Genomic DNA, 25,309 nt, shown 5'->3' with positions numbered 1-25,309 from the left:
CGCGCGCGGCCGCACGGGCGGGAAACGAAAGCGAAGGATGAAAACGGCGGGCGGCGAACGGCGCCCGGCAGGGTGGCCGGGCGTCCGGCGCTCAGTCCTGCAGCACGGCGCGCAGCAGCGCGAGGCGCCGCTGGTACTCGCGGCGTGCCGCGAGCGCATCGGCCATCGTCACGCGCACGAAGCGCGCGCGATGGTTCGGCTGCATCTGGCCGATCAGGTCCATGTCGGCGCTGATGACCGTGCCGATCGTCGCGTAGCCGCCACCCGACACCGCGTCGCGATGCAGGATGATCGGCTCGAGCCCGGCCGGCACCTGGATCGAGCCGATCGGATAGCACGCGTCGACGATGTTCGACGGATCGGCGCCCGCGCCGAACGGCTGTTCGCGCGGCCGGAACTGCAGCGGGCGCCCGTTCTTGTAGCGGTAGCCGATGCGGTCGGCTTCAGGCGCGACCGTCCATTCGTCGTCGAAGAACGTGTGCGCCGATGCGTCGGTGAGCCGGTAGTGGTACAGGCCCGTCAGCACGCGCAGTTCGACCTGGCTGTCGAGCGGCCGGACGACCGCCGCCGGCAGCTCGCGCCCTTCGCGATGCATGCCGCGCGCGGCGCCGATCGGCAGCCGGTCGCCTTTCTGCAGCCGCCGGCCCGCATGGCCGCCGATCGCGCCGAGCGCATAGGTCGAGCGGCTGCCGAGCACGACCGGCACGTCGATGCCGCCCGCGACGGCCAGGTAGGCCCGCGCACCGCCCTTCACGTAGTTGAACGACAGCACACTGCCCGCGCGGATGCGCAGCGCGATGTTGCAGCACTGCCCGACGCCGTCGATCTTCGGCGTCATCTCGGCGCCCGTGACGGCAACGAGCGCGTCCGCATGGAACATCAGCTCCGGGCCGAGCAGCGTGCATTCGAGCACGGCCGCTTCTTCGGGATTGCCGACCAGCAGGTTCGCCGCACGCGACGCATACTGGTCGAGCGCGCCCGACGGCGGGATGCCGACGTGGTAGTAGCCTTGCCGGCCCGTATCCTGGACCGACGTCGCGAGGCCGGGCTTGATGACCTCGATCAGGTTGTGCGCGTCAGCTGGCATGCAGCACCTCGACGAGAGAACGGTTGACCGCATCGGGATCGCGCAGGAACGCGTCGAGCGAGAATTTCACCGGGCGCACGCGCAGCGAGAACGTGCCGGCCTCGACGGCCGCCACTGCCGCGTCGTATGCGTCGCGATCGATCGGCTGGAACTTCACGATGTCGCCGGGCCGGAAGAACACCATGAAATCGTGCAGGTAGTCGAGCCGTTGCGCGGGATCGAAGATCGGCGCCGGCGTCACGCCGAACATCTGGTAGCCGCCCGCGCCGCGCACCGAATAGATGCAGCCGAAGCAGCCGCCGTGGCCGACCGTCAGCTTCGGCGTGTCGGTGCGCGGCCGCAGGTATTTCGGCACTTCGAGCTGCCGTTCGCGCTCGACCATCTGGTACATGAACGGCAGGCCCGCGACGAAGCCGACCATCGACACGAACCACGGCGAACCCGAGTGCGCGGCGATGAAGTCGTCGACGTCGCGCTTGCCGTTGATCCGCGCCGCGTATTCGAGATCGGTCGACGACGGGTCCTGGTGACGCTCGCGAAACCGCATCAGCGTCTCGTGCGTCCACGGGTCGTTGTAGAGCACCGGCACCTCGACGATGCGCGTGTCGAGTTCGAGCGGCGCGTCGCCGACCTCGGCCTCGATCGCCTTCAGCAGCGCGACGAGCGCGTCGGGCTCGATCACGTCCGGGTCGTAGCGCACCTGGTAGGACGCGTTCGCCGGGCAGATTTCGGTGATGCCCGGCACCGCGCGCCGCTGCAGCTCGCGCGTGATCGCCGTGCCCTTGAAGAAGGCGTCGAGCGACATCGCCTCGCTGATCTCGACGAACACGAACTCGTCGCCGCCGAACGTATAACGGGTCGTCACAGGGCCTCCCCGACGCGCGCGGCGTCCGCGGTTGCGTGCTGCCGGGCGGCGGCCGTCGCGGCCTCGCGCCATTGCGGCATCCATGCTTCGAGAAAATTCGTGTGATAGCGGCCCGCGCGCACGTCGTCGTCCGCGAGCAGCGCGACGTGCAGCGGCGCGGTCGTCTTCAGGCCGCCGACGTGCAGTTCGCCGAGCGCGCGCGACAGGCGCCGCAGCGCGGCCGCGCGGCTCTCGTCGTGCACGATCAGCTTCGCGAGCAGCGAATCGTAGAACGGCGGCACGACGTAGCCCGGATAGAGCAGCGAATCGATGCGCACGCCGGGGCCGGTCGGCCACACCAGGGCGTCGATCCGGCCGGGATTCGGGCGGAAATCCTGCAGCGGATCTTCCGCGTTGATCCGGCATTCGAGCGCCGCGCCGCGCATCGCGATGTCCGGCTGCGCGAACCGCAGCGGCTCGCCGTCGGCGATGCGCAGCGTCTCGCGCACGAGATCGATGCCGGTGATCGCCTCCGTGACCGGATGCTCGACCTGGATGCGCGTGTTCATCTCGATGAAGTAGAACTCGCCGCGCGCGTCGTCGAACAGGTATTCGAGCGTGCCCGCGCTGCGATAGCCGACTTCGCGCGCGAGGCGCGTGGCCGACGTGCACAGCGCGTCGCGCTGCGCCGGCGTGAGCGACGGCGACGGCGCTTCCTCGAGGATCTTCTGGCGGCGCCGCTGCAGCGAGCATTCGCGCTCGAACAGATGGACGACGTCGCGGCCGTCGCCGAGCACCTGCACCTCGATGTGCCGCGCCCGTGCGATGAAGCGCTCGAGATAGACTCCGCCGTCGCCGAACGCAGCCTGCGCTTCGCGCTGCGCGAGCGGCAGTTCGGCGTCGAGCTGCGCGGCGTCGTGCGCGACGCGGATGCCGCGCCCGCCGCCGCCCGCGGCCGCCTTGATCATGATCGGATAGCCGATGCGCGCGGCGACCGCACGGGCCTCGTCGAGCGATTGCACGACGCCGTCGCTGCCGGGCACCGTCGGCACGTTGGCGCGCCGCGCGGTGTCGCGGGCGCGCGCCTTGTCGCCCATCGTCGCAATGACCTGCGAGTCCGGTCCGACGAAGATCAGCCCGGCCGCTTCGACCTGCGCGGCGAACGCGGCATTTTCGGACAGGAAGCCGTAGCCGGGATGGATCGCGTCCGCGCCGCATTGCCGCGCGGCGTCGAGGATCGCGGCGGGATTCAGATAGCTTTTCGCTGCATGCGACGAGCCGATGTGGATCGCCTCGTCGGCCATGCGTGCGGCGAGGCTGTCGCGGTCGGCGTCGCTGACCACGGCGACCGCGCGCATGCCGAGCTCGCGCGCCGCGCGGATCACGCGCACCGCGATCTCGCCGCGATTCGCGACCAGCACGGTCTTGATCCGCGCCGGGCGATAAAACGTGTCGGGGGAGGTGGCCGGCTTCATCGCGTCACCCCTCGATCCGCATCAGGACCTGGCCCGCGTCGACCGGTTCGCCGTCCTCGACGAGCAGCTCGACCACGCGGCCGGTCGCTTCGGCTTCGATCTCGGTGAACTGCTTCATCACTTCGACGAGGCCGACCACGGCGCCCGCGGCGACCGTCGCATCGACCGCGACGTAGTAGGCCGCATCGGGCGACGGGCGCCGGTAGAACGTGCCCGGCAACGGGCTGACGATATCGTGCAATGCCATCTGGCGTCTCCTTGAATCGGGTTCAGTGATGGGCGGCGAGCGGTCGCGGGCCCGCGGTCCGGATGCCTTCGCGGACCAGCGCATCGCGCGTGTCGCGGACGAGGTCGAGCGCGCCCGGCGTGTCGCTGTGGATGCAGACCGAATCGAAATCGATGTCGATGTCGTCGCCGTCGACCGTGCGCACCTTGCCGTCGATGCACGCGCGCAACACCTTGTCGGCGACCTGCTGCGGGTCGAGGCGGCCCACGCGGCGCGTGAACACGATCGAGCCGCTGCGGTCGTAGTCGCGGTCGGCGTAGAACTCGCGGATCACCGGCTGTCCGTACTCCCTGGCAACGCGATAGGTGACCGATGCCTCCATGCAGTACAGCCACAGGCCGGGGTCGACGCGCTGCAGCGTCTCGATCAGCAGCCGGGAGAACGCTTCGCTCGTTGCCGCGTGCATGTAGAGCGCACCGTGCGGCTTGACGTGCTGCAGGCTTACGCCGTTGAGCCGCGCGAACTCGCGCAGCGCGCCGAGCTGGTACAGGATGTCGTGGACGAGCGCCTGCGGCGTTTCGGTGATCGTGCGCCGGCCGAAGCCGACCAGATCGCGAAAGCCCGGATGCGCGCCGATCCCGACGCCGGCGTCGCGCGCAAGCTGCACCGTGCGCGCCATGATGTTCGGATCGCCGGCGTGAAAACCGGTGGCGATGTTCGCCGAGCTGATGAGCGGCATGATCTGCTCGTCGACGCCGTCGCCGATCGTCCACGGGCCGAAACCTTCGCCCATGTCGGAATTCAGGTCGACACTGTGCTTCCTCATACGGATCGTTCCTCCAGGTTCTCCGGTGTCGTTTGCGCCGGGGGCGCGGGCCGAAACCGTGTTGAACGCAGGTTAGCCGTGCGGGGTGCGTCAAAATAGTTCTATTTTTGTATGCGACCGTATCGATTTTTTAGATATCGCGCGAAGCGGCCGCGCAGCGCCGCCGCAGGCGGGTGTGCGCAGGGCGGGCGGTCACGGATTGCCGCCGGCGGGGCGGTTGATATGATGTTTGCCGTGTGCCCATCAGTTTTCCACCGGACATGGCCCTGACTCTCAGACAGCTCAAGTACTTCGTCGCGACCGCCGAGCTCGGACAGATCTCGCAGGCCGCGATCCAGCTCACGATCTCGCAGTCGGCCGTGACGAGCGCGATCAAGGAGCTGGAGGACAGCCTCGGCACGCAGCTGTTCCTGCGCACGCCGGCGGGCGTGACGCTCACCGACACCGGGCGGCGCTTTCTCAATCACGCGTACACGATCCTGTCGTCGGTCGACGAGGCGATGCGGATCCCGAACCTCGAAAGCACGCTGACCGGCACGCTCGCGATCGCCGCGAGCTACACGGTGCTTGGCTACTTCCTGCCGCACCACGTGCTGCGGTTGAATACGCTCTATCCGCGCCTGACGATCCACCTGCACGAGCTGAACCGCGAGTCGATCGAGGAAGGGCTGATCGCGGGCCGCTACGACATGGCCGTGCTGCTGACGTCGAACGTGTCGAATCCCGAGCTCGTGCTGGAGCCGGTGATCCATTCGGTGCGCCGGCTGTGGGTCGGCGCGCATCATCCGTTGCTCAGGCGCGAGAGCGTCACGTTCGCGGAGGTCGCGCACGAGCCGTTCGTGATGCTGACGGTCGACGAGGCCGGACAGACGGCGCTGCGCTACTGGAACGAGACGCCGTACCGGCCGAACGTGATCCTGCGCACGTCGTCGGTCGAGGCCGTGCGCAGCATGGTCGCGAACGGCAGCGGCGTCGCGATCCTGTCCGACATGGTGTATCGGCCGTGGTCGCTCGAAGGACGGCGCATCGAGACGATCGTGCTGCGCGACCCGGTGCCGCCGATGAGCGTCGGTCTCGCGTGGCGCAAGAACATCGAGCTGAGCCCCGCGATGCACGCGGTGCGCGATTACTTCCGGCACACGTTCATGGAGCCGCGCGCGCTGGGCGGCGCGACCTGAGCGCGCGGCGAACGCGCATGAAAAAAGCCGGGACGCATCCCGGCTTTTTTGTGTATGGCGGACGAATCCGCCGTGCGTGGCGCTTACGCGCTGGCCGACATCGCGTCCGCGTCGCTCGAGCGGATGCCGAGGCGCTCGAACAGCGCGCGGTCCTTCTGCGATTGCGGATTGCTGGTCGTCAGCAACTGGTCGCCGTAGAACATCGAGTTCGCGCCGGCGAGGAAGCACATCGCCTGCAGCCCGTCGTCGAGCTGCTCGCGGCCGGCCGACAGGCGCACGACGGCCTTCGGCATCGTGATGCGCGCGACTGCAATCGTACGCACGAACTCGAACGGGTCGAGCGGCGCGGTGCCTTCGAGCGGCGTGCCTTCGATCGCGACGAGGTTGTTGATCGGCACCGAATCCGGATACGGGTTCAGGTTTGCGAGCTGCGAGATCAGGCCCGCGCGCTCGCGGCGCGATTCGCCCATCCCGATGATGCCGCCGCAGCATACGTTGATGCCGGCGTCGCGCACGCGGTCGAGCGTGTCGAGGCGGTCCTGGTACGTGCGCGTGGAGATCACCTGGCCGTAGAACTCCGGCGACGTGTCGAGGTTGTGGTTGTAGTAGTCGAGGCCCGCGTTCGCGAGTTCCTGTGCCTGTTCGTCCTCGAGCATGCCGAGCGTCATGCAGGTCTCGAGGCCGAGCTCCTTCACGCCGCGCACCATCTCGGTCAGCGCCGGCATGTGGCGCTCCTTCGGGTTGCGCCACGCGGCGCCCATGCAGAAGCGGCTCGCGCCGTTCGCCTTCGCCGCGCGCGCGGCATCGAGCACCGCGTCGACGTCCATCAGCTTCTCGGCCTTCAGGCCCGTGTCGTGATGCGACGACTGCGAGCAGTAGCCGCAGTCTTCCTCGCAGCCGCCCGTCTTGATCGACAGCAGCGTCGACAGCTGCACTGCGTTCGCGTCGAAGTGCTCGCGATGCACCTGCTGCGCGCGGAAGAGCAGGTCGTTGAACGGCAGTGCGAACAGCGCGACGACGTCGGCGACGCGCCAGCGCTGCGAGGCCGGTGCAGCCACGGGAATCGCGTCGGGTTGCACGGCGGCGGTCTGGGCTTGGGTCATTTCGTTTTCCTGTCCTGGGCGGGATTGGGGGATCGGTTGGGTCAATGCTGCGCGGTGCGCAGCGTCTCGACGAGCGCGGCGATGTCGAGCATCGCCGCGGCGGATTCGGAGGCGGCCGGGCTCATGTACGGAATGCGGCCGAGCAGCGGCGCGCGGTGCTCGCGCGCGAGCCAGTCGCGCATCGTTGCGATGTTCTCGTCGGGGAACGACATGGCCGCGTCGACGTGGTTCGCAACCCAGCCTGCGAGCTTGAGGCCGCGTGCGGCAATCGCGTCGGCGGTGAGCAGCGCGTGGTTGATGCAGCCGAGCCGCACGCCGACCACGAGCACGACCGGCACGCCGAGCGCGACGGCGAGATCGGCCATGTCCTGCGTGTCGTTCATCGGCACGCGGAAGCCGCCGGCGCCTTCGACGACGACGATATCCGCGCGCGTGAGCGCTTCGCGATGGCACGCGACGATCGTGTCGATGTCGAGCGTCACGCCTTCCTGCGCGGCGACGATATGCGGCGCGGCCGGTGCTTTCAGCAGGAACGGCGTGCGCAGCTCGGGCGGCAGCACGACGTTCGCGGCGGCATCGAGCTGGTCGGCGTCCTCGTTGCGCCAGATGCCGTCGCGTTCGTACGCGCCGGCCGCGACGGGCTTCAGTGCGGCCGCACGCAGGCCGTGCCGCGCAAACCCGTGCAGCATCGCGGCCGACACGAAGGTCTTGCCGATTTCGGTGTCGGTGCCGGTGACGAAAAGGGAAAGGGGGGCCGTCATGCTGCGTCCTTGCTTGCTGCCAGCAGCGCGGCTTCGAGCCGCGCAAGATCGTCGAACGAATGCGCGGCCGACAGCGACACGCGCAGCCGTGACGTGCCGGCGGGTACCGTCGGCGGCCGGATCGCGGGTACCCACAGGCCGTGCGCGTCGAGCGCGCGCATCGCGGTGAGCGTCGCGTCGTTGCTGCCGATCACGAGCGGCTGCACGGCCGTGTGCGAATCGACCGGTCGCCAGCGCGTGTTGCGCAGCAGCGCGCGGGTGCGTTCGATCAGGGCGGCGAGGTGCGTGCGTCGTGCGTCGCCTTCGTCGCCCGCGATCACCTTCAGGCTGGCCGATACCGCATGCGCGACGGCCGGCGGTGCGGCCGTCGTGAAGATGTAGCTGCGCGCGCGCTGGATCAGCCATTCGATCACGGTTTCATGGGCGATCACGAACGCGCCCGCGACGCCGGCCGCCTTGCCGAGCGTGCCGACGTAGACGAGATGCGGCGAACGCAGCGCGGCGGCCGCGAGCGCACCGCGGCCCTGCGGGCCGAGCACGCCGAAGCCGTGCGCATCGTCGACGACGAGCCACGCGCCGTGGCGTTCGGCCAGCGCGACGAGTTCGGCGAGCGGCGCGATATCGCCGTCCATGCTGAACACGGTGTCGCTGACGATCAGTTTCGTTTCGGCATCCGATGCGTCGAGCAGTGCGGCGAGCGCCGCCGTATCCGCGTGCGGATAGACCTGCACGTTCGCGCGCGACAGCCGCATGCCGTCGATCAGCGAGGCGTGGTTCAGCGCGTCGGAGAAGAGTGTCGCGCCCTTGCCGGCCAGGGCCGTCATCGCGGCGAGGTTCGCCATGTAGCCGGTGCTGAAGTACAGCGCGCGCGGGGCATCCGAGAAGCCGCCCGCGAAGCCCGCGAGTTCGTCCTCGAGTGTCGCGTGTGCGCGCGAATGGCCTCCGAGCAGGTGCGAGCCGCCGCTACCGGAGCCGTAGCGCCGCGCGCCTTCGGCGAATGCGGCGACGAGCGCCGGATGCGCAGCGAGGCCGAGGTAGTCGTTGCTCGCGAAGCCGATGATCTCGCGGCCGTTCACGGTCATGCGCGCGTCGCACGCGGTGTCGGCGATGCGGCGCACGCGGCGCAGCCCTTGCGCGTCGAGATCCGCGAGGCCGCGTTGCAGGGTGTCGAGCAGGCTCATCGGCCGATTTCCTCCAGGGTCGCGTCGAGCGTGTCGCGCGTGCGCTGCGCGAGCCACGCGATGTCGTCGTCGCTCATCACGTACGGCGGCATCAGGTACACGGTCGTGCCGATCGGGCGCAGCAGCAGCTCGCGCTCCAGCGCGCGTTCGAAGAAGCGCCGCGAGAAGCCGCGTGCCGCGTCGCCGTCGAGCGCGACGTCGAACGCGAACAGCGTGCCGCGTTCGCGCAGGTGGCGCACCTGCGGATGCGCGTCGAGGGAGCCAAGCGCGGCGCGCAGCGTCGCCGATTTGCGCGCGTTGCCCGCGAGCACGTCGTCGCGCGCGAACAGGTCGAGCGTCGCGACCGCCGCGCGGCACGCGAGCGGGTTGCCGGTGTACGAATGCGAGTGCAGGAAGCCGCGGGTCGTGTCGTCGTCGTAGAACGCCGCGAACACGTCGTCGCGCGTGAGCACGAGCGACAGCGGCAGGTAGCCGCCGCTGATGCCTTTCGACAGGCACATGAAATCGGGCCAGACGCCGGCCTGCTCGCAGGCGAAGAAGGTGCCGGTGCGGCCGCAGCCGACCGCGATCTCGTCGGCGATCAGGTGCACGCCGAATTCGTCGCACAGCGCGCGCAGCCCGCGCACGTACGACGGATCATGCATCGCCATGCCGGCCGCGCACTGCACGAGCGGCTCGACGATCAGCGCGGCGATCCGGTCGCCGCGTTCGGCGAACAGGCGCCGCACGTCCGCGAGCGCGCGGCCCGCGACGTCGGCAGCCGTCTCGCCCGGCAGCGCGCCGCGCGCATCGGGCGACGCGACGACGTGCGCATGGCGGATCAGCGGGTCGTACGCATCCTTGAACAGCGCGACGTCGGTCACGCCGAGCGCGCCGATCGTCTCGCCGTGATAGCTGTTCGCGACGCAGACGAATTCCTGCTTGTTCGCGCGGCCGCGGTTGCGCCACGCGTGGAAGCTCATCTTCAGCGCGATCTCGACGGCCGAAGCGCCGTCCGACGCGAAGAACGCATGGCCGAGGTTGCGCGCGGTGAGCGCGTGCAGCCGCTCGCCGAGCTCGATCGCGGGCTCGTGCGTGCAGCCGGCGAGCATCGCGTGCTCGAGCGTATCGAGCTGGTCCTTCAGCGCCGCGTTGATGTCCGGGTTCGCATGGCCGAACAGGTTGACCCACCACGAGCTGATCGCGTCGAAGTAGCGGCGGCCGTCACGGTCGTACAGCCACACGCCCGCGCCGCGCGCGACGGGGACGAGCGGCAGGCGCTCGTGATGCTTCATCTGGGTGCAGGGATGCCAGACCGCGCGCAGACTGCGCGCGACCCAGTCGTCGGTGGCTGGCGTACTCAAGGCGACTCCGGGGGTAAAACGACCGCGCGGCATCGACGGGATGCCGCGCGGCGGGATACGAAACGCGCTGAGATTAGCGTGTTCCGCGGGACGTTGCACTAGCGGTTACAAACCCTGCAAAGCCTTACTGGGCGGGAGTTCGGCGCAGTTCATGGCGACTCGGAACGGAACGCGGCGGAAGGGGGGAAATGGCCGCAGATGACAACGTTCGAGTGACACCCCCCGACAGAAAAAAATCGCGGGACGGCACGCGGCACGATTGCAAAAAATCGGGGAGCGAAGGGGGAAACGGGCGAACGGGGCGACGTCGCGCGCACAAGGCGGCGGTCGAATGATCTGCGGAATCGGGTGCGGAATCGGGCGTGAAATCAGGTGCGGAAACGGGCGCGCCGGAACGGCGTGCGACGGCGCGCGAGGTGCACGCGGACAGGAGAAAACGCAGGAAGGAGCGTCAGCTGAGCGGGCCGGCGGCGGACGGGCCGCCGCGCGTCAGCGCGAGGCCAGCGCGCGCGTGTCGGTGTCGCGCGTGGTGTCGTCGCCGTTGTCGGCCGTCTGCGTCGTGTTCGCGTTCCACACGACACGGTCGTTGACCGCGTACAGCCGGCATGCCCCCGCGCCTTGCTTCGCGCAGTTGTCGAGTGCAAGCGCCATCGGGTCGTCGCCGCCTTCTGCCCACGACCACGCCCCTTCCGACGACACCGCGAACGCGCGGCTCGGATGCTGGTTCAGGAAGCGGCGATAGCCTTCGCGGCCGGCTTCGTCGACGAACGGCACCGCGCCGACCGCATCGATCGACGCATAGCCGGTGGCCTTCGGCTCGTGCGGGTTCGCGACTGCGTAGCGTACCGAGGTCGGCAGGTTCAGTTGCGCGAGGAATGCATTGACGGCCGGCCACCACACGGGCACGCCGTCGCGATCGACGATCAGCCGGTGCGCGTCGTCCTTGTAGCGGCCGAAATCGATGAACTGGGCCTGCGTGCCATGCGACACGTACGCGTCGTGCATCTGCGCGACGAGCGCCGGGGTCCATACCGAATCGTTGTCGCCGTACAGCCACAGCGACCGCACGGCCGTGTGCGCGCCGTACTGGTCGAACGCATCGACGAGGTTGCGCTGCCAGCCGTCGCACAGGTCCTGGCGCAGCCCGCCCGAGAAGTTGATGATGCCGCGCACGCCCGGCGCGGCTTCGGTGCCGTACGCGACCGATACGAGGCCGCCGTGCGACGTGCCGGCGACGACGATGCGCGACGCATCGACGTACGGCTGGTGCGACATGTAGCGCACCGTCGCATCGACGTCGGCGGCCTGCGCGAGGCCGTTCTTGCCGACGTTGCAGCCTTCCTGCTGGTACGTGCCGCTCGAGCCGGCGAAGCCCTGGCGGTTCGGCGCGATCACCGCATAGCCGCGGCGCACGAATTCGCGTGCGAACGCGAGCGGCCGGCTGCGCGGCTGCAGATGGAGATCGCCGGTGTTCTTGCCGTGGTTGAAGACGACGAGCGGGAACGGGCCGGGGCCGTCCGGCTTGAAGAGCGTCGCCTCGAGCGTTACGGCGCCCGAAGCATCGGCCGGGATGCGGAGAATCTGTTCGTTGAGATCGGCCGCGACCTGCGGCAGGTTCGCGTCGCTGTAGTCGAAGCGCTCGGCATGGGCGAGCGATACGCTGGTACCTGTATTGGCGTTCGGCAGCGTACCGGCCTGAGCGGCCGACAGCGCACAGGCCGCCATCCATCCCACCAATACCTTGCTGAACGCCATTCGTAAGCCCTGCCATGCAACATGACCAATTCGAGGTCATCGTAGCCCGACAAAATCGGGTTGTGCAATGCGGGAATTACCCGGCGTCTGACACAGCAACTATTTGTCAGCGTTCGCTTACTTCGCCGTCGACATAGCGCCAGAAACCGTGCTCGTCGCGCTCGAAACGGCTCGTCTCGTGGAGCCGGTAGGCGCGTCCGCCGACCTTGTAGCGCGCCACGAATTCGACCTCCGCGTGGCGTTCGTCGAGCGGCGCATGGCGTTTGACCGCGAGGCCGAGCCAGCGCGGCGCGTCGGGTGCTTCGGGGTCGGTGTCGAGATCGGGCGGGCAGGTGCGCGCCGCCCACGTCGCGCGCAGGTAGTCGGTCGCGCCGAGCACGTATGCGCTGTACCGCGAACGCATCAACTCGAGCGCGGTCGGCGCGGCTTCGCCGCCGTCGATGAAGCGGCCGCAGCAGGCCGCATAGCGCGGCGGCGCCGCTTTACCGGCGGCGGCGGGGGACGCGCCGCCGCACGGGCACGCGTCAGGTCGGGTCAAAATCATGCGAAACGGGAATTAACGACGATCGGTTGTCGGTTCGGCTCACCAGCTCAGCTCGATGCCGTCGTACTGGAAGAAGCGGCCGTTGGCCTGCGACACGTCCGAACCGGATTCGGCGATCACGCGGCGCATGCCGGTCACGCTGGTTTCCGGGTCGATCGCGGCCTGCGCGCCGCCCATGTCGGTGCGCACCCAGCCGGGATGCAGCGAGATGCACGCGGCATGGCGTGTCTGCAGCGACGCGATGCGCAGCGCGTCGTTCAGCGCGGCCTTGCTCGCGCGGTACAGCCAGCCGGTCGTGCCGGTCGCCTCGGCGATGCTGCCCATCCGGCTCGACACGACGGCCAGCACGCCGCGCGCATCTTCGACGAGCGGCAGCAGGATCGGCAGCAGTTGCATCGGTCCACGCACGTTCGTATGCATCACCGCGTCGAAATCCTCGGCGGTGATCGTCTCGACGCCTTCGGTGCGCGGCCCGTACACGCCCGACACGAGCACGGCCGCATCGAGCCGTTCGCCGTCGAGCTTCCAGCCGAGCGCCGCGATCTGCTCGGGCTGCGCGATATCGAGCGCATGCGCCTGCGCACCGAGCGCGCGCAGCGCGTCGAGCGACGCATCGTCGCGCGCGGTGGCGATCACGTTCCAGCCGTCGCGCCGGTATTGCCGGACGAATTCGCGGCCGAGGCCGCGCGATGCGCCGACGATCAATACGGTTTTCATGCCCGTCGCTCCTTTCCGTGGCGCCGCCGCGGCGGCGCCGGTGTCAGATCCGTTCGATGCGTGTCGCGGCCGCGTCGCAGCGGCCGCCAGGCGAATGCCGCGTTACTTCGCGTCGTCGCACGGCTTCAGCGTGGCGGCGACCGCCTGCGCGACGCCTTCGAGCCGCGCGGCGTCCGCCGCGATCATGTCGTTGTCCGGCGCATGCTCGCCGCCGGCGGTGAGCGCGGCCACGCAGCGCTTGTAGGTCTCGTCGAGCGCTTCGAAGTTCGACACGGCCATCCCGAGGTTGCGCATCCGGCCGTCGTGCACGCCGTACACGAGCCCGTGCACGGTGAGCGACTGGCCGCGGGCCCACGCGTCGTTGACGATCGTCGTGCGGCACACGTTGACGACCTGCTCGATCGCGTTCAGCTCGATCAGGCGGCGATAGCGCGCTTCGCCGACCGGCCAGTCGTCGAGCAGGTCCGCATGGCGCTCACGCACGTCCTGCACGTGATGCAGCCAGTTGTCCGCGAGGCCGACGCGCCGGTTGAGCAGCGCCGCGTTCACGCCCGAGCAGCCGTAGTGGCCGACGACCATGATGTGCTTCACGCGCAGGATGTCCACCGCGAACTGGATCACCGACAGGCAGTTCAGGTCGCTGTGCACGACGACGTTCGCGATGTTGCGGTGCACGAATACTTCGCCCGGCGGCAGGCCGATGATCTGGTTTGCGGGCACGCGCGAATCCGAACAGCCGATCCACAGGTATTCCGGCGCCTGCTGGTCGGCGAGGCGCGCGAAGAACTGCGGATCGTCCTCGAGCTTGCGCTTGACCCAGGCTTCGTTGTTGTCGAACAGATGTGAAAGCGGATTGTCTTGGGTATTCATCGGTGTGGCTTCCGTTGGCGGAAATCGGGTCGATATCGGTTCGGTGTCACCGGCGTCAGGCAGCGCGCTGCGCGTTGCCTTCGCCGTCGTTCTGGTCCGACGCGCCGAAGCGCGCAGGGTAGCGCACGCTGAAGCGCAGCGCCGCGTCGTACGGGTAAAAATCGGGCAATTCGCCCTGCATCAGCTTGTCCTTGCTCGCCTGCCACAGCGCGGGATCGAAAAAGTCCGCGTGATGCTTCATGAACACGCTGCGCACGCGCGGGTCGCCGAGCAGGAACGGTCCGTAGGTCTCCGGAAAGATGTCGTGCGGGCCGACGGTATACCACGGTTCGCCGGACAGCTCGTCTTCCTCGTTGCGCGGCGGCGGCACGCGGCGCACGTTGCAGTCGGTCAGGTACTCGATCTCGTCGTAGTCGTAGAACACGACGCGGCCGTGGCGCGTGACGCCGAAGTTCTTGTACAGCATGTCGCCGGGGAAGATGTTCGCCTTCATCAGCTCCTTCACCGCGTTGCCGTATTCCTTCACGCCGTGCTCGACGTCCGCGTCGCTGCCGTTCTGCAGGTACAGGTTCAGCGGCGTCATCCGGCGCTCGATGTACAGGTGCCTGATCACGAGGTTGTCGTCCTCGTATTCGAGCAGCGACGGCACTTCCTTCTCGAGCTCGCGCACGAGCGCGTGGTCGAGCCGCGCGAGCGGCAGCGCGACGCTCGAATATTCGAGCGTGTCGGCCATCCGCCCGAGGCGGTCGTGGCGCTTCACGAGCTGGTACTTCTCCATGATCTGCGCGCGCGTCGTTTCCTTCGGCGGCGGGAAGTGATCCTTGATGATCTTGAACACGTACGGGAACGACGGCAGCGTGAACACGAGCATCACGAGGCCCTTGATCCCGGGCGCGATGATGAAGCGGTCGCTCGAATGCGACAGATGGTGCAGCAGGTCGCGGTAGAACAGGTTCTTGCCCTGCTTCTGCAGGCCGACCGACGTGTAGATCTCGGCCTTCGGCTTGCCCGGCATGATCGTGCACAGGAAGTCGACGTACGCGGACGGCACGCCCATGTCGACGAGGAAGTACGAGTGCGAGAAGCTGAAGATGATCTGCAGCAGGTCGCGGCGCAGCAGCACCGTGTCGAGCGCGAGCACGCCCGGCCGCACGTGGCGGATCGGCACCGCGAACGGCAGCACGCGGTCGGCGTTGATGATGCGGCCGATGATGTACGCGCTCTTGTTGCGGAAGAACAGCGACGACAGCACGTGGATCTGGAAATTCGGCGCTTCGTCGAAGTGGCCGAACTCGTCGTCGATCGCCTGCATCACGCAACCGATGTCGCGCGGGAGATCCTCGAACGCCGGTTCGAGCTGGAAGTTCGTGACGATGCGCTCGAGCGTGGTGGCGAGCCCGTCGGTGCCCGGATAGTACGCGCGGTAGGTCGGCTTCGCGGCCGGCTCGTCGTTCTCCAGGTACTCGGTCGAGATCGCCGGGCGCACGAAGATGAAATCGTTGCTGAAGTACGAGCGGTGCAGGATCTTGCAGCACACCGAATTGAAGAAGGTTTCCGCGCACTCGGGCTGGCGGTGCGACGTGAGCAGGCCGATGTAGTGCAGCTTGATCTGCTGCCACACTTCGTCGTCGATGTTCTCCGCGTCGTATTCGTCTTCCAGCACCTCGACGCATTCCTGCACGCGATCGTCGTACGACGTGATCCGCTCGCGCGCGAGCCGCTGCAGCCCGTGCCAGTCGCCATGCTCGTACAGCGTCTTCGCCTCGACCGCCGCTTCACGGAAGATCCGGTAGTGGCGATCGAAGTATTCGAGCATCGTCTGCGCGACGTCGAAACCGATCTGCGACGACAGCAGTTTGGGGAAGTGATTCATCGCGTGCAGGCTCGTTCGGGAGGGGCTGTAAGCACTCGCCATTTTAGCGCCCAAGTCGGCGTTTCAATGACTTTCGGGGTGACGCGCCAACGGTCGGCAATCGGCGCGTTGTTCACCGTTGCGTACCGTTCGGTGCATCTTCGCGTAAAGATACGGGTACGGGACCGATTCTGGCACGAACTTTTTTTGACCGCCCGGCGGCGGCCGGGCACGCGTTTCGTGCGACGGCGATAGAATCGACGCAACGCCCGCCGTGCCCGCTGCCGGCGCGCATTCGCACCGATAACGACGAGACACCCCACCGATGAACGCACTGGAACACCAACTCGACTACCCCTTCGCCGACACGCTGCCCGCCGCGGGCGACACGTTCGAGGTTGCGCCCGGCGTGCGCTGGCTGCGCATGCCGCTGCCGTTCTCGCTCGACCACATCAACCTGTGGCTGCTGCGCGACGAGATCGACGGGCAGGCCGGCTGGACGATCGTCGATTGCGGGATCTCGTCGGACGCGATCCGCACGCACTGGGAGCAGATCTTCGACACGCATCTCGACGGCCTGCCGGTGCTGCGCGTGCTCGTCACGCACTGCCACCCCGATCACTTCGGCCTCGCGAACTGGCTGTGCGAAGGCGGCGACCAGGGTCGCTGGAACGTGCGGCTGTGGATGACGCTCGGCGAATACATGTTCGGCTGCCTGATGGCGGCCGGCAACGGCTCGAACGCGGGCGGCGCGGCGGCCGCCGACCACTTCGCGCGCCACGGGCTGACCGATCCGGCCGCGCTCGACAAGCTGCGCAACCGCCGCAACTATTACTCGGATCTCGTGCCGGCCGTGCCGCCGCGCTACCGGCGCCTGCGCGAAGGCGACGCGGTGACGATCGGCGCGCGCACCTGGCGCGTCGTCACCGGCTTCGGCCATTCGCCTGAACATTGCGCGCTGCACAGCGACGCGGACGGTGTGCTGATTTCCGGCGACATGGTGCTGCCGCGCATCTCGACGAACGTGTCCGTGTTCGACCTCGAGCCGGAAGGGAACCCGCTCGCGCTGTACCTGCAGTCGCTCGGCCGCTACGAGACGATGGCGCCCGACACGCTCGTGCTGCCGTCGCACGGCAAGCCGTTCCGCGGCGTGCGCACGCGCATCGCGCAACTGCGCGAACACCACGACGCGCGGCTCGCGGAAGTGCGCGTCGCGTGCGCGGAGAAGCCGATGAGCGCAGCCGACATCGTGCCGATCATGTTCCGCCGCCGCGAGCTCGACATCCACCAGATGACGTTCGCGCTTGGCGAGGCGCTCGCGCACCTGAACCTGCTGTGGCTCGCGGGCGAACTCGTGCGCGAGCAGGGCGACGACGGCGTGCTGCGGTTCCGCACCGCCGGCTGAGCGCGCTGCGTCGTCCTTACACGACGGGTTCGTAGCGCCACCCGTCGTGATGCCATTGCATCGTGTGCGTCGGTTCGAGCGCCGCGAGAAACGCGGGGTCGTGCGATGCGACGACGATCGCGCCCGGGAAGCCGGCCAGCGCCGCTTCGATCGCGCGCACCGATTCGAGGTCGAGGTGATTGGTCGGCTCGTCGAGCAGCAACAGCTGCGCGGGCGTGCCGCGCCACAACGCGCACGCGAGCGCGGCCTTCAGCCGTTCGCCGCCGCTCAGCTGCCGGGCGGCCTGCGTCGCGCGTGTTGCGTCGAGCTGCAACAACGCGAGACGGCTGCGCAGGTCGCCTTCGGCAAGCGGCGTATCGAGCAGCCCCAACTGTTCGACGATCGAGCGCTCGGGATCGAGCAGCGCGAGGCGCTGGTCGAGATACGCGGCGCTCACGTGTGTCGTGCATTCCCCCGAACGCGGCGCGAGTTCGCCCGCGAGCATTCTCAGCAATGTCGATTTGCCGCAGCCGTTCGGGCCCGTCAGTGCGATGCGCACCGCGCCGCTCGCGGACCACGTGATTGCGTCGGCGTTGCCCGCGACGTGCCACGGCAGTTGCGCGCGGTCGAGCGTGAACAGCTGGCGGCGTGCGCTGACTTCGGTGCCCGGCAGCGACACGAGCACGGGGGCGTCGGCTTCGACGCGCGCGGCCGCCTGCTGCACGCGTTCGTCGAGCGCCGTCTTGAACGTGTCCTGATGACGCCGCACATGGCCCATGATGCTGCGCGCCGCGCCCTTGCGGCTCTGGCGCGCCATCGACGACAGGTTGGCCGTCTTCGCGTCGCGCAACGACGCGGCCGCGTGGCGCTGGATCGTGTCGTGTTCCTGTTCGAGCCTGCGCCGCACGCGTCCGCGCTCGGTGCGCGCATGGTCGAGCGCGGCGTGCGCCGCATCCTGTTCCGCGTCGCGCTGCGCGCGGTAGAGCGCGTAGTTGCCGCCATACGAGCGCGCCCCGTGCGGCGTCAGCTCGACGATGCGTTGCACGCCGGCGAGCAGCGCACGGTCGTGGCTCACGATCACGACGCCGCCGCGCCAGCCGTCGAGCGCCGCCTGCAGCCACGCGCGGCCCGGCGCGTCGAGATGGTTGGTCGGTTCGTCGAGCACGAGCAAGCCGGCACCGGACAGCAGCGCGCCGATCAGCGCGACGCGTGCGAGCTGGCCGCCGCTCAGCGCGTGCGCGGGTGTACCGGCGTGCACGTCGTGCAGGCCGGCTGCGTCGAGCGCGGTGCGCAGCCGCTCCGCGAGATCCCAGCGATCGCCGATCAGGTCGAAGTCGTGTGGCGCCGCGCGGCCATTCGCAAGACGCGCGAGCGCGCCGAGCGGCGCATCGAGCGCGGCGACCTGCGCGACGGTTCGGGGGCCGGCCGCGTCGTCGTCATGCTGCTGCGCGACGTAGACGACGGGCGTATGCCGCTCGATCGTCCCCGCGCTCGGTGCGCAGCGACCCGCGATCAGTTGCGCGAGCAGGCTCTTGCCGATGCCGTTGCGGCCGACGATACCGGTCGGCGTGCGATCGATGGACAGGTCGAGCGAATCGAACAGCGTGATGCCGTCGTCGAAGCGGAAGGAAACGTGATGAAGCGCGACGAGCGCGCCGGTGGGCGTGGCTGCAGCCATAAGCACCTCCAAAAATGCGTGAAGACCTTCGCGCGCGGCGTGCGTGGCACGGGCGGCGAAAACATTTCGGGAAGGCTTAGTTGTTCACTTTGGCTGGCGTCCGGTATGAGGAACAGGCGCGCAGTGTAGCAAGCGAAACGCGCGGGCCGCAAGCGGGCGGCGCGAACGCCGTCGCTTGCGCGCCACGCACGGTTACTGCACGGCGACCGTCGTGAAGTTCTGGCGTCCGAACGGACTCACGTGATAACCGCTCACGTTCGTGCGCGTCAGTGCCGCGGCGGTGGGGTAGCCGAGCGGGATCCACAGCGCCTGGTCGTGAATGATCTTCTGCGCCGATTCGTACAGCTTCGCGCGCTTCGCCTGGTCGGCGGTCGACTTGCCGTCGGCGATCAGCTTGTCGAGCTGCGCATCGCAGAAGCGCGCGAAGTTGATGCCCGATTTCACCGCGTTGCAGCTGAACAGCGGCGACAGATAGTTGTCCGGATCGCCGTTGTCGCCGGCCCAGCCCATGAACAGCATGTCATGCTGGCCGAGCTTCGCCTGCTTGATCAGCTCGCCCCATTCGATCACTTTCACTTCGGCCTTCACGCCGATCTTCGCGAGGTCGGCCTGCAGCAGTTCCGCGCCGACCTTCGGGTTCGGGTTCAGCACGCTGCCGGTCGGGCGCGTCCAGATCGTCGTCGAGAAGCCGTTCGGGAAGCCGGCCTGCGCGAGCAGCTGCTTCGCCTTCGCGGGATCGTACGCATACGGCGCGACGTCCTTCGCGTAGCTCCACGTGTTCGGCGGATACGGGTTGTTCGCGGCCGTCGCTGTGTTGTCGAACACGACCTTCAGGTAGGTCGCGCGGTCGAACGCGAGGTTCAGCGCTTCGCGCACCTTGTCATTGTCGAGCGGCTTCTTCTGCGTGTTCAGCGCGACGAACGCGGTCATGAACGCGGGCGTCTGCACGACCTTCAGCGCGCTTTCGCCCTTTGCGGCGAGCACGTCCTGCGGCTTCGGCGACAGCGCGATCTGGCATTCGCCGGCCTTCACCTTCTGCAGGCGCACCGACGGGTCGGGCGTGATCGCGTAGATCAGCCGGTCGACCTTCGGCTTCGTGCCCCAGTACGTCGGGTTCACGTCGTAACGGATCAGCGCGTCCTTCGTATAGCTCTTCAGCACGAACGGGCCGGTGCCGACCGGTTTCGCGTTCAGGTCGGCCTGCTTGCCGGCCTTCAGCAGCTGGTCCGCGTATTCGGCCGAGTAGATCGACGCGAAGCCCATCGTCAGGATCGGCACGAAGGTCGCGTTCGGCTCGTTCAGCACGAATTTCACCGTGCTGTCGTCGACCTTCGTGACCGACTTCACGAGCTTCACGAGGCCCATCGATTGCGCATGCGGGAAGCCGCTCGCGCCGGCGACCTTGTGCCACGGGTTCGAATCGTCGAGCATGCGCGTGAACGTGAACACGACGTCGTCCGCGTCGAGCGCACGGCCCGGCTTGAAATAGTCGGTGGTCTGGAACGCGACGTTCGGGCGCAGGTGGAACGTGTACGTGAGGCCGTCGGCGCTCGCTTCCCATTTGTCGGCGAGCGCGGGCACGACCTTCTTCGCGGCTTCGTCGTAGGACACGAGCGTGTTGAAGATCACGTCGGCCGACGCGTTGGTCGTGACGAGCGAGTTGTACTGCACGACGTCGAAGCCGTCCGGGCTCGATTCCGTGCAGACGGTGAGCGGCTTGGCGGCGGCGAGGCCGGGGGCGGCAAGGGCGGCGGCAACGGCGGCCGCGGCGAACAGCTTGACGTGCATAGGATCTCCCACGTGGCTTGTGTTTTTTGCTGGGTGACGGGATGCGGGCGCGGCCCGGAAGCGGGCAGGGCCGGCGCGGCTGGCGAATAGCATACCGTCAAAGCGCGCGACGCGTGGAAAAAGGCGACGGAACGCGGCGAATTGACCGAAAAACGGCTGCGTTCGCGACGGAACGGGTGTTGATGCGGCGGAAGGTGCGGCGGGGGCGGGAGAGCCGGCGGGCGGAGCGGGGGATGGGGTGGTGAAGCTGCAACGGAAGGCGACGCGGAACCGACGCGGAACCGGCGCGGAACCGACGCGGAACCGACGCAGAACCGACGCGTCACGGCGCGACGATACGGCCCGGCGCACGTCGCGCGAGGCCGCTTCGGCGGATCGTCAGTGCGCGCCGGCCTTCGGCTTGCGCGGCGCCTTTTCGAACAGGCGGTCGTACAGCCAGCGTGGCAGCACGTGCAACACCTTCGCGACAACGCCCATCTGCCACGGAATCACGCGGAACGCGTGCTGCCGCGCGATCGCGCGCGCCGCGCGTGCGGCGAAGCGGTCGGCGTCCATCAGGAACGGCATCCGGTACGGGTTGTGCGCGGTCATCGGCGTGCGGATGTAGCCGGGCGCGATCGTCACGACGCCGACGCCGGCCGGACGCAGCTCGACGCGCAGCGATTCGAGATACTTGATCGCGGCCGATTTCGACGCGCTGTACGCGCCGGAGCCGGGCAGGCCGCGCACGCCGGCGACGCTCGCGACACCGACCAGCGTGCCGTGGCGCGTGGCCGTCATCGGGCCGACGAACGGCTCGAACGTCGCGACCATCCCGTAGTAGTTGATGTCCATCACGTCGCGGAACGTCGCGAGATCGCCCTGGCCCGTGACGGCGCCCTGGCTGATGCCCGCGTTCGCGATCACGACGTCGGGGCAGCCGTGCGTCGCGATGAACGACGCGGCGGCCGTCGCGAGCGCGTCGGCGTCGCGCACGTCGGCGGAATAGACGGAGATGGTCAGCTTGGGGAATCGCCGCGCGAACGCCTCGAGTGCATCGGTGCGTCGCGCGACGAGGGCGAGCGTGGCGCCCTGGCGGGCGTATTCCTCGGCCATCGCGAGGCCGAGGCCGCTCGACGCACCGGTGATGAAGACCTTCAGTGGAGTAGTCATGCCGGTGCGCGGACGGGGATCAGAGCTTCTTGTCCTGAACCTGCTTCACGAGGAAGTCGAGCACCTGGGCCGTGCCCGGGATGCTGTTCGTGTAAGCGGGGCCCGTCTTGTACTTGCCATTGACGACGACCGTCGGCACGCCGTCGATCGCGTAGTCCTTCAGCAGCTTGGCCGACTGGTTCACCTCGCCCTGCACGCTGAACGAGTTGTACGCGTCCATGAACTGCTTCTTGTCGACGCCCTGCGTGGCCAGGAAGTCGGCCTGCGCCTGCGGCGTCAGCAGGTAGTTCTTCTGCTTGTGGATCGCGTTGAAGATCGCCGGCGTGACCTTCTCGGAGATGCCGAGCGCGGACACCGCGTAGTACAGCTTCGAGTGCGGGACGAAATCGTCACGGAATGCGACCGGCACGCGCTTGAAGTCGATGTTGTTGCCCTGCTTCTTCACCCAGGCCTCGATCGTCGGCTCGAATTCGTAGCAGTGCGGGCAGCCGTACCAGAAGAACTCGATCACCTCGACCTTGCCGGCCGGCGCGGACGCCGGCTGCGGCGACTTCATCACCTCGAAGTCCTTGCCGGCGACCGGTGCGGCGGGCGAAGCCTGGGCGAGACCGGCGGCCAGGCCCAGGGACAGAAGGAGCGTGCTAAGCAGTTTTTTCATGTTGTGAACGTCGAATCAGTTGCTCGGGTTACGGAACGTAACGGGTTCTGCGTGGGCTCGGCCGGTTGGCTTACTGCTTCGTGAAGCGGATCACCGCCGTGTCGACACCTGCATCGGACAGGCGCTGACGGGCCGAGTTCATATCCTCGAATTTCGAGAACGGGCCGACGCGTACACGGAAATAGGTCACGCCGCTGACGTCGCGCTTCGACACCTTCGACTCGAAGCCCTGGAAGCCGAGGCGCGCGCGCTGCTGCTCGGCGTCGCCTTCGGTCTTGTACGCACCCACTTGCAGGAAGTAGCCGGTGTTCGCGTCGGCCGCGGTCGGCGGCTTCGCTGCGGCTGCGGCCGTGGCCGACGACGTCGGCTTCGGCGTGTTCGCGGCCAGCTGCTGTTGCTGCTGCTTTTGTGCGGCAGCCTGCTGCGCCTGCTTCTGCGCGGCGAAGCGGGCGAGGTCGTCCTCGCCGCCTTGCTGCTGTTGCTGCGCCTGTTGGGTCTTCTTCGGCGGCGGCGGGGTGTCAGCCGGCTTCGGTGCGACGGCGACGCCATTGCCCGACGACGGATTGTTCGACGCGGTCGTGTTGTTCGAGCTGCCGGTGTTGTTCGAACCGCTCGACCCGTTGGCCGACGGCGGCACTTCGACGATCTGCGGTTCGGGCAGCAGGCCGCCCTGGGTCTGGTTCGCGGCCTGGCCGGGCGCGGTGTTCGGCGGGGCGGGCTGTGCGGCCTGCGGTACCGGCTGGCCGGGCGTCTTGCCCTGCAGCGCGCGGTTCGGGTCGAACTGCTGCGGCTGGCTCGCGCCGTTGTCGGCCGGCGGCGGCGCGACCTTCGACACGAACGGCGACGGCGAGCGCGTGATGTAGAGCGCCACCACCACGGCGATCGCGAGGCCGACGATCAGGCCCAACACGATTCCAAGAAATGTCCCTCCGGCTTGTTTCGATTGCTTCGAAGTTCGGCGTGGTTGTGCCATTGCTTGAGTCACCTGCAAAAAGAATCGTGAAAGGGCCGTGGCAGGCGCTTCTGCCACGGCCATTCGCTGCCCGGTTCGGGCCGCTTACATCCTTACATCTTGGCGGGCGCGGACACGCCGAGCACCGCCAGACCGTTTTCGAGCACCTGCCGGGTCGCGGCGAGGAGCGCGGCGCGCGCATTGCGCGGCGCTTCGTCGTCGACCAGCACGCGCTCCGCATTGTAGAACGAGTGGAATTCGCCAGCGAGATCGCGCAGGTAGAACGCGACCGCGTGCGGCGAAAGCTCGTTCGCTGCGTGCGTGAGCATGTCCGGATACTCGGCCAGCTTCTGCATCAGCGACGCCGCCTGCGTGCTCGTCAGCTGCGACAGGTCGGCGCCCGGCAGTTGCGAGACGTCGACGTTGTAGCGCGACTTCAGCTCGTTGAGCACCGAACAGATCCGCGCATGCGCGTACTGGACGTAATAGACCGGGTTTTCGTCGTTCTGTTTCAACGCGAGGTCGATGTCGAACACGAACTCGGTATCGGCCTTGCGCGAAATCAGGAAGAAACGCACCGCGTCGCGGCCGCGCGTGATGGTCGCCTCGTCGATCAGGTCGGGGGCCGCTTCCTGGCCCGCCGCTGCGCCGCCCGACCATTCGATCAGGTCGCGCACCGTCACGTAGCTGCCCGCGCGCTTCGAGATCTTCACTTCCTGGCCGTCGCGCATCACGGTGACCATCTTGTGCAGCACGTAGTCGGGATAGCCCTTCGGGATCCCGATGTGCAGCCCCTGCAGGCCGGCGCGCACACGCGCGATCGTGCCGTGGTGGTCCGAGCCCTGGATGTTGATCACCTTCGTGAAGCCGCGCTCCCACTTCGTCACGTGGTACGCGACGTCCGGCACGAAGTACGTGTACGTGCCGTCCGACTTGCGCATCACGCGATCCTTGTCGTCGCCTTCGTCGGTCGTGCGCAGCCACAGCGCGCCGTCCTGCTCGTAGGTCATGCCGGCCTTGATCAGCGCGTCGACCGTCTTCTCGACGCGGCCTTCGCTGTACAGCGACGACTCGAGGTAATACTGGTCGAATTTCACGCCGAACGCCTGCAAGTCCATGTCCTGCTCGCGACGCAGGTACGTGACCGCGAACTTGCGGATCGCGTCGAGATCCTCGACGTCGCCCGTGCCCTTCACCGGCTCGCCGTCCGATGCGGCGACCGTTTCGCCGCTCAGGAAGTCGCGCGCGATGTCGGCGATGTATTCGCCGTTGTACGCGGCTTCCGGCCAGCCCGCGTCGCCCGGCTTCAGGCCGCGTGCGCGCGCCTGCGTCGAGATCGCGAGGTTGCCGATCTGCACGCCTGCGTCGTTGTAGTAGAACTCGCGGTGCACCGCGTAGCCCTGGCTCGCGATGACGTTCGCGAGCACGTCGCCGAGCGCGGCCTGGCGGCCGTGGCCGACGTGCAGCGGGCCGGTCGGGTTCGCCGACACGAATTCGAGCAACACCTGCTTGCCTTTCTCGCGATCCGACGTGCCGAACGCGCGGCCCTGGTCGAACACGGCGGCGATCACCGCCTGCTTCGCGGCGGCCGACAGGCGCAGGTTGATGAAGCCGGGGCCGGCGATCTCGGCGGCTTCGACGAGGCCTTGCGCGGCCGGCTGCGCGATGAGCGCGGCGACGATCTGATCGGCGAGCTGGCGCGGGTTCGTGCCGAGCGGCTTGGCGAGCTGCATCGCGACGTTGCACGCGACGTCGCCGTGCGCGGCGACCTTCGGGCGCTCCAGCGTGATGGTCGGGGCGACGGACGCGCCGTCGGCGCCTTTCAGCGCGTGTGCGACCTGCTTGACGCTATCCGCGAGCAGGGCTTCGAGGGTCTGTTTGTGTGCTGGCAGCATGCTGGTAGAAGGCTTCGTTGGTGGCGGCCGGAAACGCCGG

22 protein-coding genes are annotated in these 25,309 nt (G+C 68.2%); 2 read left to right on the top strand and 20 right to left on the bottom strand.

The window, feature by feature from the left end; all coding sequences use genetic code 11:
* Positions 1 to 91 precede the first annotated feature (91 nt).
* From OHZ10_RS15960 to OHZ10_RS15940, 5 genes are read right to left on the bottom strand one after another with little or no spacing between them, the layout of a single operon-like run.
* Positions 92 to 1,087 (bottom strand): biotin-dependent carboxyltransferase family protein, encoded by a 996-nt coding sequence (locus tag OHZ10_RS15960; RefSeq protein ID WP_059233050.1) that lies wholly within the window; start codon positions 1,085 to 1,087, stop codon positions 92 to 94.
* Entirely contained in the window at positions 1,077 to 1,952 is an 876-nt protein-coding gene (locus tag OHZ10_RS15955) for a 5-oxoprolinase subunit B family protein (RefSeq protein WP_059236589.1), read from the bottom strand. The genes OHZ10_RS15960 and OHZ10_RS15955 overlap by 11 nt, the downstream gene beginning before the upstream one ends.
* The gene (locus OHZ10_RS15950) at positions 1,949 to 3,406 is read right to left on the bottom strand and encodes an acetyl-CoA carboxylase biotin carboxylase subunit (RefSeq protein ID WP_059233051.1); all 1,458 of its coding nucleotides are present in this window, start codon (positions 3,404 to 3,406) and stop codon (positions 1,949 to 1,951) included. Before OHZ10_RS15950 ends, OHZ10_RS15955 begins: the two co-directional genes overlap by 4 nt.
* A gap of 4 nt (positions 3,407 to 3,410) precedes the next feature.
* Positions 3,411 to 3,653 carry an acetyl-CoA carboxylase gene (locus tag OHZ10_RS15945; RefSeq protein ID WP_256085317.1) on the bottom strand — a complete coding sequence of 81 codons (243 nt, stop codon included), beginning with the start codon at positions 3,651 to 3,653 and terminating at the stop codon, positions 3,411 to 3,413.
* A 22-nt stretch (positions 3,654 to 3,675) separates the two neighbouring features.
* Entirely contained in the window at positions 3,676 to 4,458 is a 783-nt protein-coding gene (locus OHZ10_RS15940) for a 5-oxoprolinase subunit PxpA (protein WP_059233053.1), read from the bottom strand.
* 260 nt (positions 4,459 to 4,718) lie between these two features.
* On the opposite strand from OHZ10_RS15940, the gene OHZ10_RS15935 reads away from it, so the two are divergent.
* Positions 4,719 to 5,636 carry a LysR family transcriptional regulator gene (locus tag OHZ10_RS15935; RefSeq protein WP_059233054.1) on the top strand — a complete coding sequence of 306 codons (918 nt, stop codon included), beginning with the start codon at positions 4,719 to 4,721 and terminating at the stop codon, positions 5,634 to 5,636.
* Between the two features lie 83 nt (positions 5,637 to 5,719).
* On the opposite strand, the gene bioB is transcribed toward OHZ10_RS15935, so the two are convergent.
* The 9 genes from bioB to aceK form a co-directional block, all read right to left on the bottom strand.
* Positions 5,720 to 6,739, bottom strand: coding sequence for a biotin synthase BioB (gene bioB, locus OHZ10_RS15930; protein ID WP_059233055.1), 1,020 nt, complete (start codon positions 6,737 to 6,739; stop codon positions 5,720 to 5,722).
* Between the two features lie 41 nt (positions 6,740 to 6,780).
* Complete coding sequence (gene bioD, locus OHZ10_RS15925) at positions 6,781 to 7,500, bottom strand: dethiobiotin synthase (RefSeq protein ID WP_059233056.1); 720 nt, start codon at positions 7,498 to 7,500, stop codon at positions 6,781 to 6,783.
* Complete coding sequence (bioF, locus tag OHZ10_RS15920) at positions 7,497 to 8,681, bottom strand: 8-amino-7-oxononanoate synthase (RefSeq protein WP_174994225.1); 1,185 nt, start codon at positions 8,679 to 8,681, stop codon at positions 7,497 to 7,499. The genes bioD and bioF overlap by 4 nt, the downstream gene beginning before the upstream one ends.
* Positions 8,678 to 10,024: an adenosylmethionine--8-amino-7-oxononanoate transaminase gene (gene bioA / locus OHZ10_RS15915; protein WP_174994224.1), complete on the bottom strand. Its 1,347-nt coding sequence runs from the start codon at positions 10,022 to 10,024 to the stop codon at positions 8,678 to 8,680. Before bioA ends, bioF begins: the two co-directional genes overlap by 4 nt.
* Positions 10,025 to 10,513: 489 nt before the next feature.
* A complete protein-coding gene (locus OHZ10_RS15910; protein WP_174994223.1) occupies positions 10,514 to 11,779 on the bottom strand; it encodes a dienelactone hydrolase family protein in 1,266 nt (421 codons plus the stop codon).
* A gap of 106 nt (positions 11,780 to 11,885) precedes the next feature.
* Complete coding sequence (locus OHZ10_RS15905; protein WP_059233060.1) at positions 11,886 to 12,323, bottom strand: YchJ family protein; 438 nt, start codon at positions 12,321 to 12,323, stop codon at positions 11,886 to 11,888.
* Positions 12,324 to 12,362: 39 nt separating this feature from the next.
* Positions 12,363 to 13,040, bottom strand: a complete 678-nt coding sequence (locus tag OHZ10_RS15900) for an SDR family oxidoreductase (RefSeq protein ID WP_174994222.1) — start codon at positions 13,038 to 13,040, stop codon at positions 12,363 to 12,365.
* Positions 13,041 to 13,142: 102 nt separating this feature from the next.
* Complete coding sequence (gene can, locus OHZ10_RS15895; RefSeq protein WP_059233062.1) at positions 13,143 to 13,910, bottom strand: carbonate dehydratase; 768 nt, start codon at positions 13,908 to 13,910, stop codon at positions 13,143 to 13,145.
* Between the two features lie 55 nt (positions 13,911 to 13,965).
* The gene (aceK, locus tag OHZ10_RS15890; protein WP_174994221.1) at positions 13,966 to 15,783 is read right to left on the bottom strand and encodes a bifunctional isocitrate dehydrogenase kinase/phosphatase; all 1,818 of its coding nucleotides are present in this window, start codon (positions 15,781 to 15,783) and stop codon (positions 13,966 to 13,968) included.
* 304 nt (positions 15,784 to 16,087) lie between these two features.
* On the opposite strand from aceK, the gene OHZ10_RS15885 reads away from it, so the two are divergent.
* Positions 16,088 to 17,167, top strand: a complete 1,080-nt coding sequence (locus tag OHZ10_RS15885) for an MBL fold metallo-hydrolase (protein WP_059233064.1) — start codon at positions 16,088 to 16,090, stop codon at positions 17,165 to 17,167.
* 16 nt (positions 17,168 to 17,183) lie between these two features.
* Here the strand turns inward: OHZ10_RS15885 and OHZ10_RS15880 are convergent, their stop codons facing one another.
* The 6 genes from OHZ10_RS15880 to argS form a co-directional block, all read right to left on the bottom strand.
* Entirely contained in the window at positions 17,184 to 18,824 is a 1,641-nt protein-coding gene (locus OHZ10_RS15880) for an ABC-F family ATP-binding cassette domain-containing protein (protein WP_342703005.1), read from the bottom strand.
* 192 nt (positions 18,825 to 19,016) lie between these two features.
* On the bottom strand, positions 19,017 to 20,612 hold the full coding sequence (locus OHZ10_RS15875; protein WP_059233066.1) for an ABC transporter substrate-binding protein: 1,596 nt from the start codon (positions 20,610 to 20,612) through the stop codon (positions 19,017 to 19,019).
* Between the two features lie 378 nt (positions 20,613 to 20,990).
* Positions 20,991 to 21,764, bottom strand: coding sequence for an SDR family oxidoreductase (locus tag OHZ10_RS15870; protein ID WP_059233067.1), 774 nt, complete (start codon positions 21,762 to 21,764; stop codon positions 20,991 to 20,993).
* A 19-nt stretch (positions 21,765 to 21,783) separates the two neighbouring features.
* Positions 21,784 to 22,422, bottom strand: coding sequence for a thiol:disulfide interchange protein DsbA/DsbL (locus OHZ10_RS15865; RefSeq protein ID WP_059233068.1), 639 nt, complete (start codon positions 22,420 to 22,422; stop codon positions 21,784 to 21,786).
* Positions 22,423 to 22,492: 70 nt separating this feature from the next.
* Positions 22,493 to 23,395 carry an SPOR domain-containing protein gene (locus tag OHZ10_RS15860; protein WP_059233069.1) on the bottom strand — a complete coding sequence of 301 codons (903 nt, stop codon included), beginning with the start codon at positions 23,393 to 23,395 and terminating at the stop codon, positions 22,493 to 22,495.
* Between the two features lie 92 nt (positions 23,396 to 23,487).
* Positions 23,488 to 25,269 carry an arginine--tRNA ligase gene (gene argS, locus OHZ10_RS15855; protein ID WP_342703004.1) on the bottom strand — a complete coding sequence of 594 codons (1,782 nt, stop codon included), beginning with the start codon at positions 25,267 to 25,269 and terminating at the stop codon, positions 23,488 to 23,490.
* Positions 25,270 to 25,309: the final 40 nt, after the last annotated feature.

Source organism: Burkholderia arboris, from assembly GCF_038723655.1.
Classification (GTDB): domain Bacteria; phylum Pseudomonadota; class Gammaproteobacteria; order Burkholderiales; family Burkholderiaceae; genus Burkholderia; species Burkholderia arboris.
The sequence above is the reverse complement of the archived record's forward strand: the minus strand, read 5'-3'. Positions and strand labels throughout refer to the sequence as shown.

What these genes read in the sequence shown, in the direction of transcription:
- OHZ10_RS15960 (WP_059233050.1), bottom strand. Translation starts at nt 1,087, where the DNA reads ATGCCAGCTGACGCGCACAACCTGATCGAGGTCATCAAGCCCGGCCTC.
- OHZ10_RS15950 (WP_059233051.1), bottom strand. Translation starts at nt 3,406, where the DNA reads ATGAAGCCGGCCACCTCCCCCGACACGTTTTATCGCCCGGCGCGGATC.
- OHZ10_RS15945 (WP_256085317.1), bottom strand. Translation starts at nt 3,653, where the DNA reads ATGGCATTGCACGATATCGTCAGCCCGTTGCCGGGCACGTTCTACCGG.
- OHZ10_RS15940 (WP_059233053.1), bottom strand. Translation starts at nt 4,458, where the DNA reads ATGAGGAAGCACAGTGTCGACCTGAATTCCGACATGGGCGAAGGTTTC.
- OHZ10_RS15935 (WP_059233054.1), top strand. Translation starts at nt 4,719, where the DNA reads ATGGCCCTGACTCTCAGACAGCTCAAGTACTTCGTCGCGACCGCCGAG.
- bioB (WP_059233055.1), bottom strand. Translation starts at nt 6,739, where the DNA reads ATGACCCAAGCCCAGACCGCCGCCGTGCAACCCGACGCGATTCCCGTG.
- bioD (WP_059233056.1), bottom strand. Translation starts at nt 7,500, where the DNA reads ATGACGGCCCCCCTTTCCCTTTTCGTCACCGGCACCGACACCGAAATC.
- bioF (WP_174994225.1), bottom strand. Translation starts at nt 8,681, where the DNA reads ATGAGCCTGCTCGACACCCTGCAACGCGGCCTCGCGGATCTCGACGCG.
- OHZ10_RS15910 (WP_174994223.1), bottom strand. Translation starts at nt 11,779, where the DNA reads ATGGCGTTCAGCAAGGTATTGGTGGGATGGATGGCGGCCTGTGCGCTG.
- OHZ10_RS15905 (WP_059233060.1), bottom strand. Translation starts at nt 12,323, where the DNA reads ATGATTTTGACCCGACCTGACGCGTGCCCGTGCGGCGGCGCGTCCCCC.
- OHZ10_RS15900 (WP_174994222.1), bottom strand. Translation starts at nt 13,040, where the DNA reads ATGAAAACCGTATTGATCGTCGGCGCATCGCGCGGCCTCGGCCGCGAA.
- can (WP_059233062.1), bottom strand. Translation starts at nt 13,910, where the DNA reads ATGAATACCCAAGACAATCCGCTTTCACATCTGTTCGACAACAACGAA.
- aceK (WP_174994221.1), bottom strand. Translation starts at nt 15,783, where the DNA reads ATGAATCACTTCCCCAAACTGCTGTCGTCGCAGATCGGTTTCGACGTC.
- OHZ10_RS15885 (WP_059233064.1), top strand. Translation starts at nt 16,088, where the DNA reads ATGAACGCACTGGAACACCAACTCGACTACCCCTTCGCCGACACGCTG.
- OHZ10_RS15880 (WP_342703005.1), bottom strand. Translation starts at nt 18,824, where the DNA reads ATGGCTGCAGCCACGCCCACCGGCGCGCTCGTCGCGCTTCATCACGTT.
- OHZ10_RS15875 (WP_059233066.1), bottom strand. Translation starts at nt 20,612, where the DNA reads ATGCACGTCAAGCTGTTCGCCGCGGCCGCCGTTGCCGCCGCCCTTGCC.
- OHZ10_RS15870 (WP_059233067.1), bottom strand. Translation starts at nt 21,764, where the DNA reads ATGACTACTCCACTGAAGGTCTTCATCACCGGTGCGTCGAGCGGCCTC.
- OHZ10_RS15865 (WP_059233068.1), bottom strand. Translation starts at nt 22,422, where the DNA reads ATGAAAAAACTGCTTAGCACGCTCCTTCTGTCCCTGGGCCTGGCCGCC.
- OHZ10_RS15860 (WP_059233069.1), bottom strand. Translation starts at nt 23,395, where the DNA reads ATGGCACAACCACGCCGAACTTCGAAGCAATCGAAACAAGCCGGAGGG.
- argS (WP_342703004.1), bottom strand. Translation starts at nt 25,269, where the DNA reads ATGCTGCCAGCACACAAACAGACCCTCGAAGCCCTGCTCGCGGATAGC.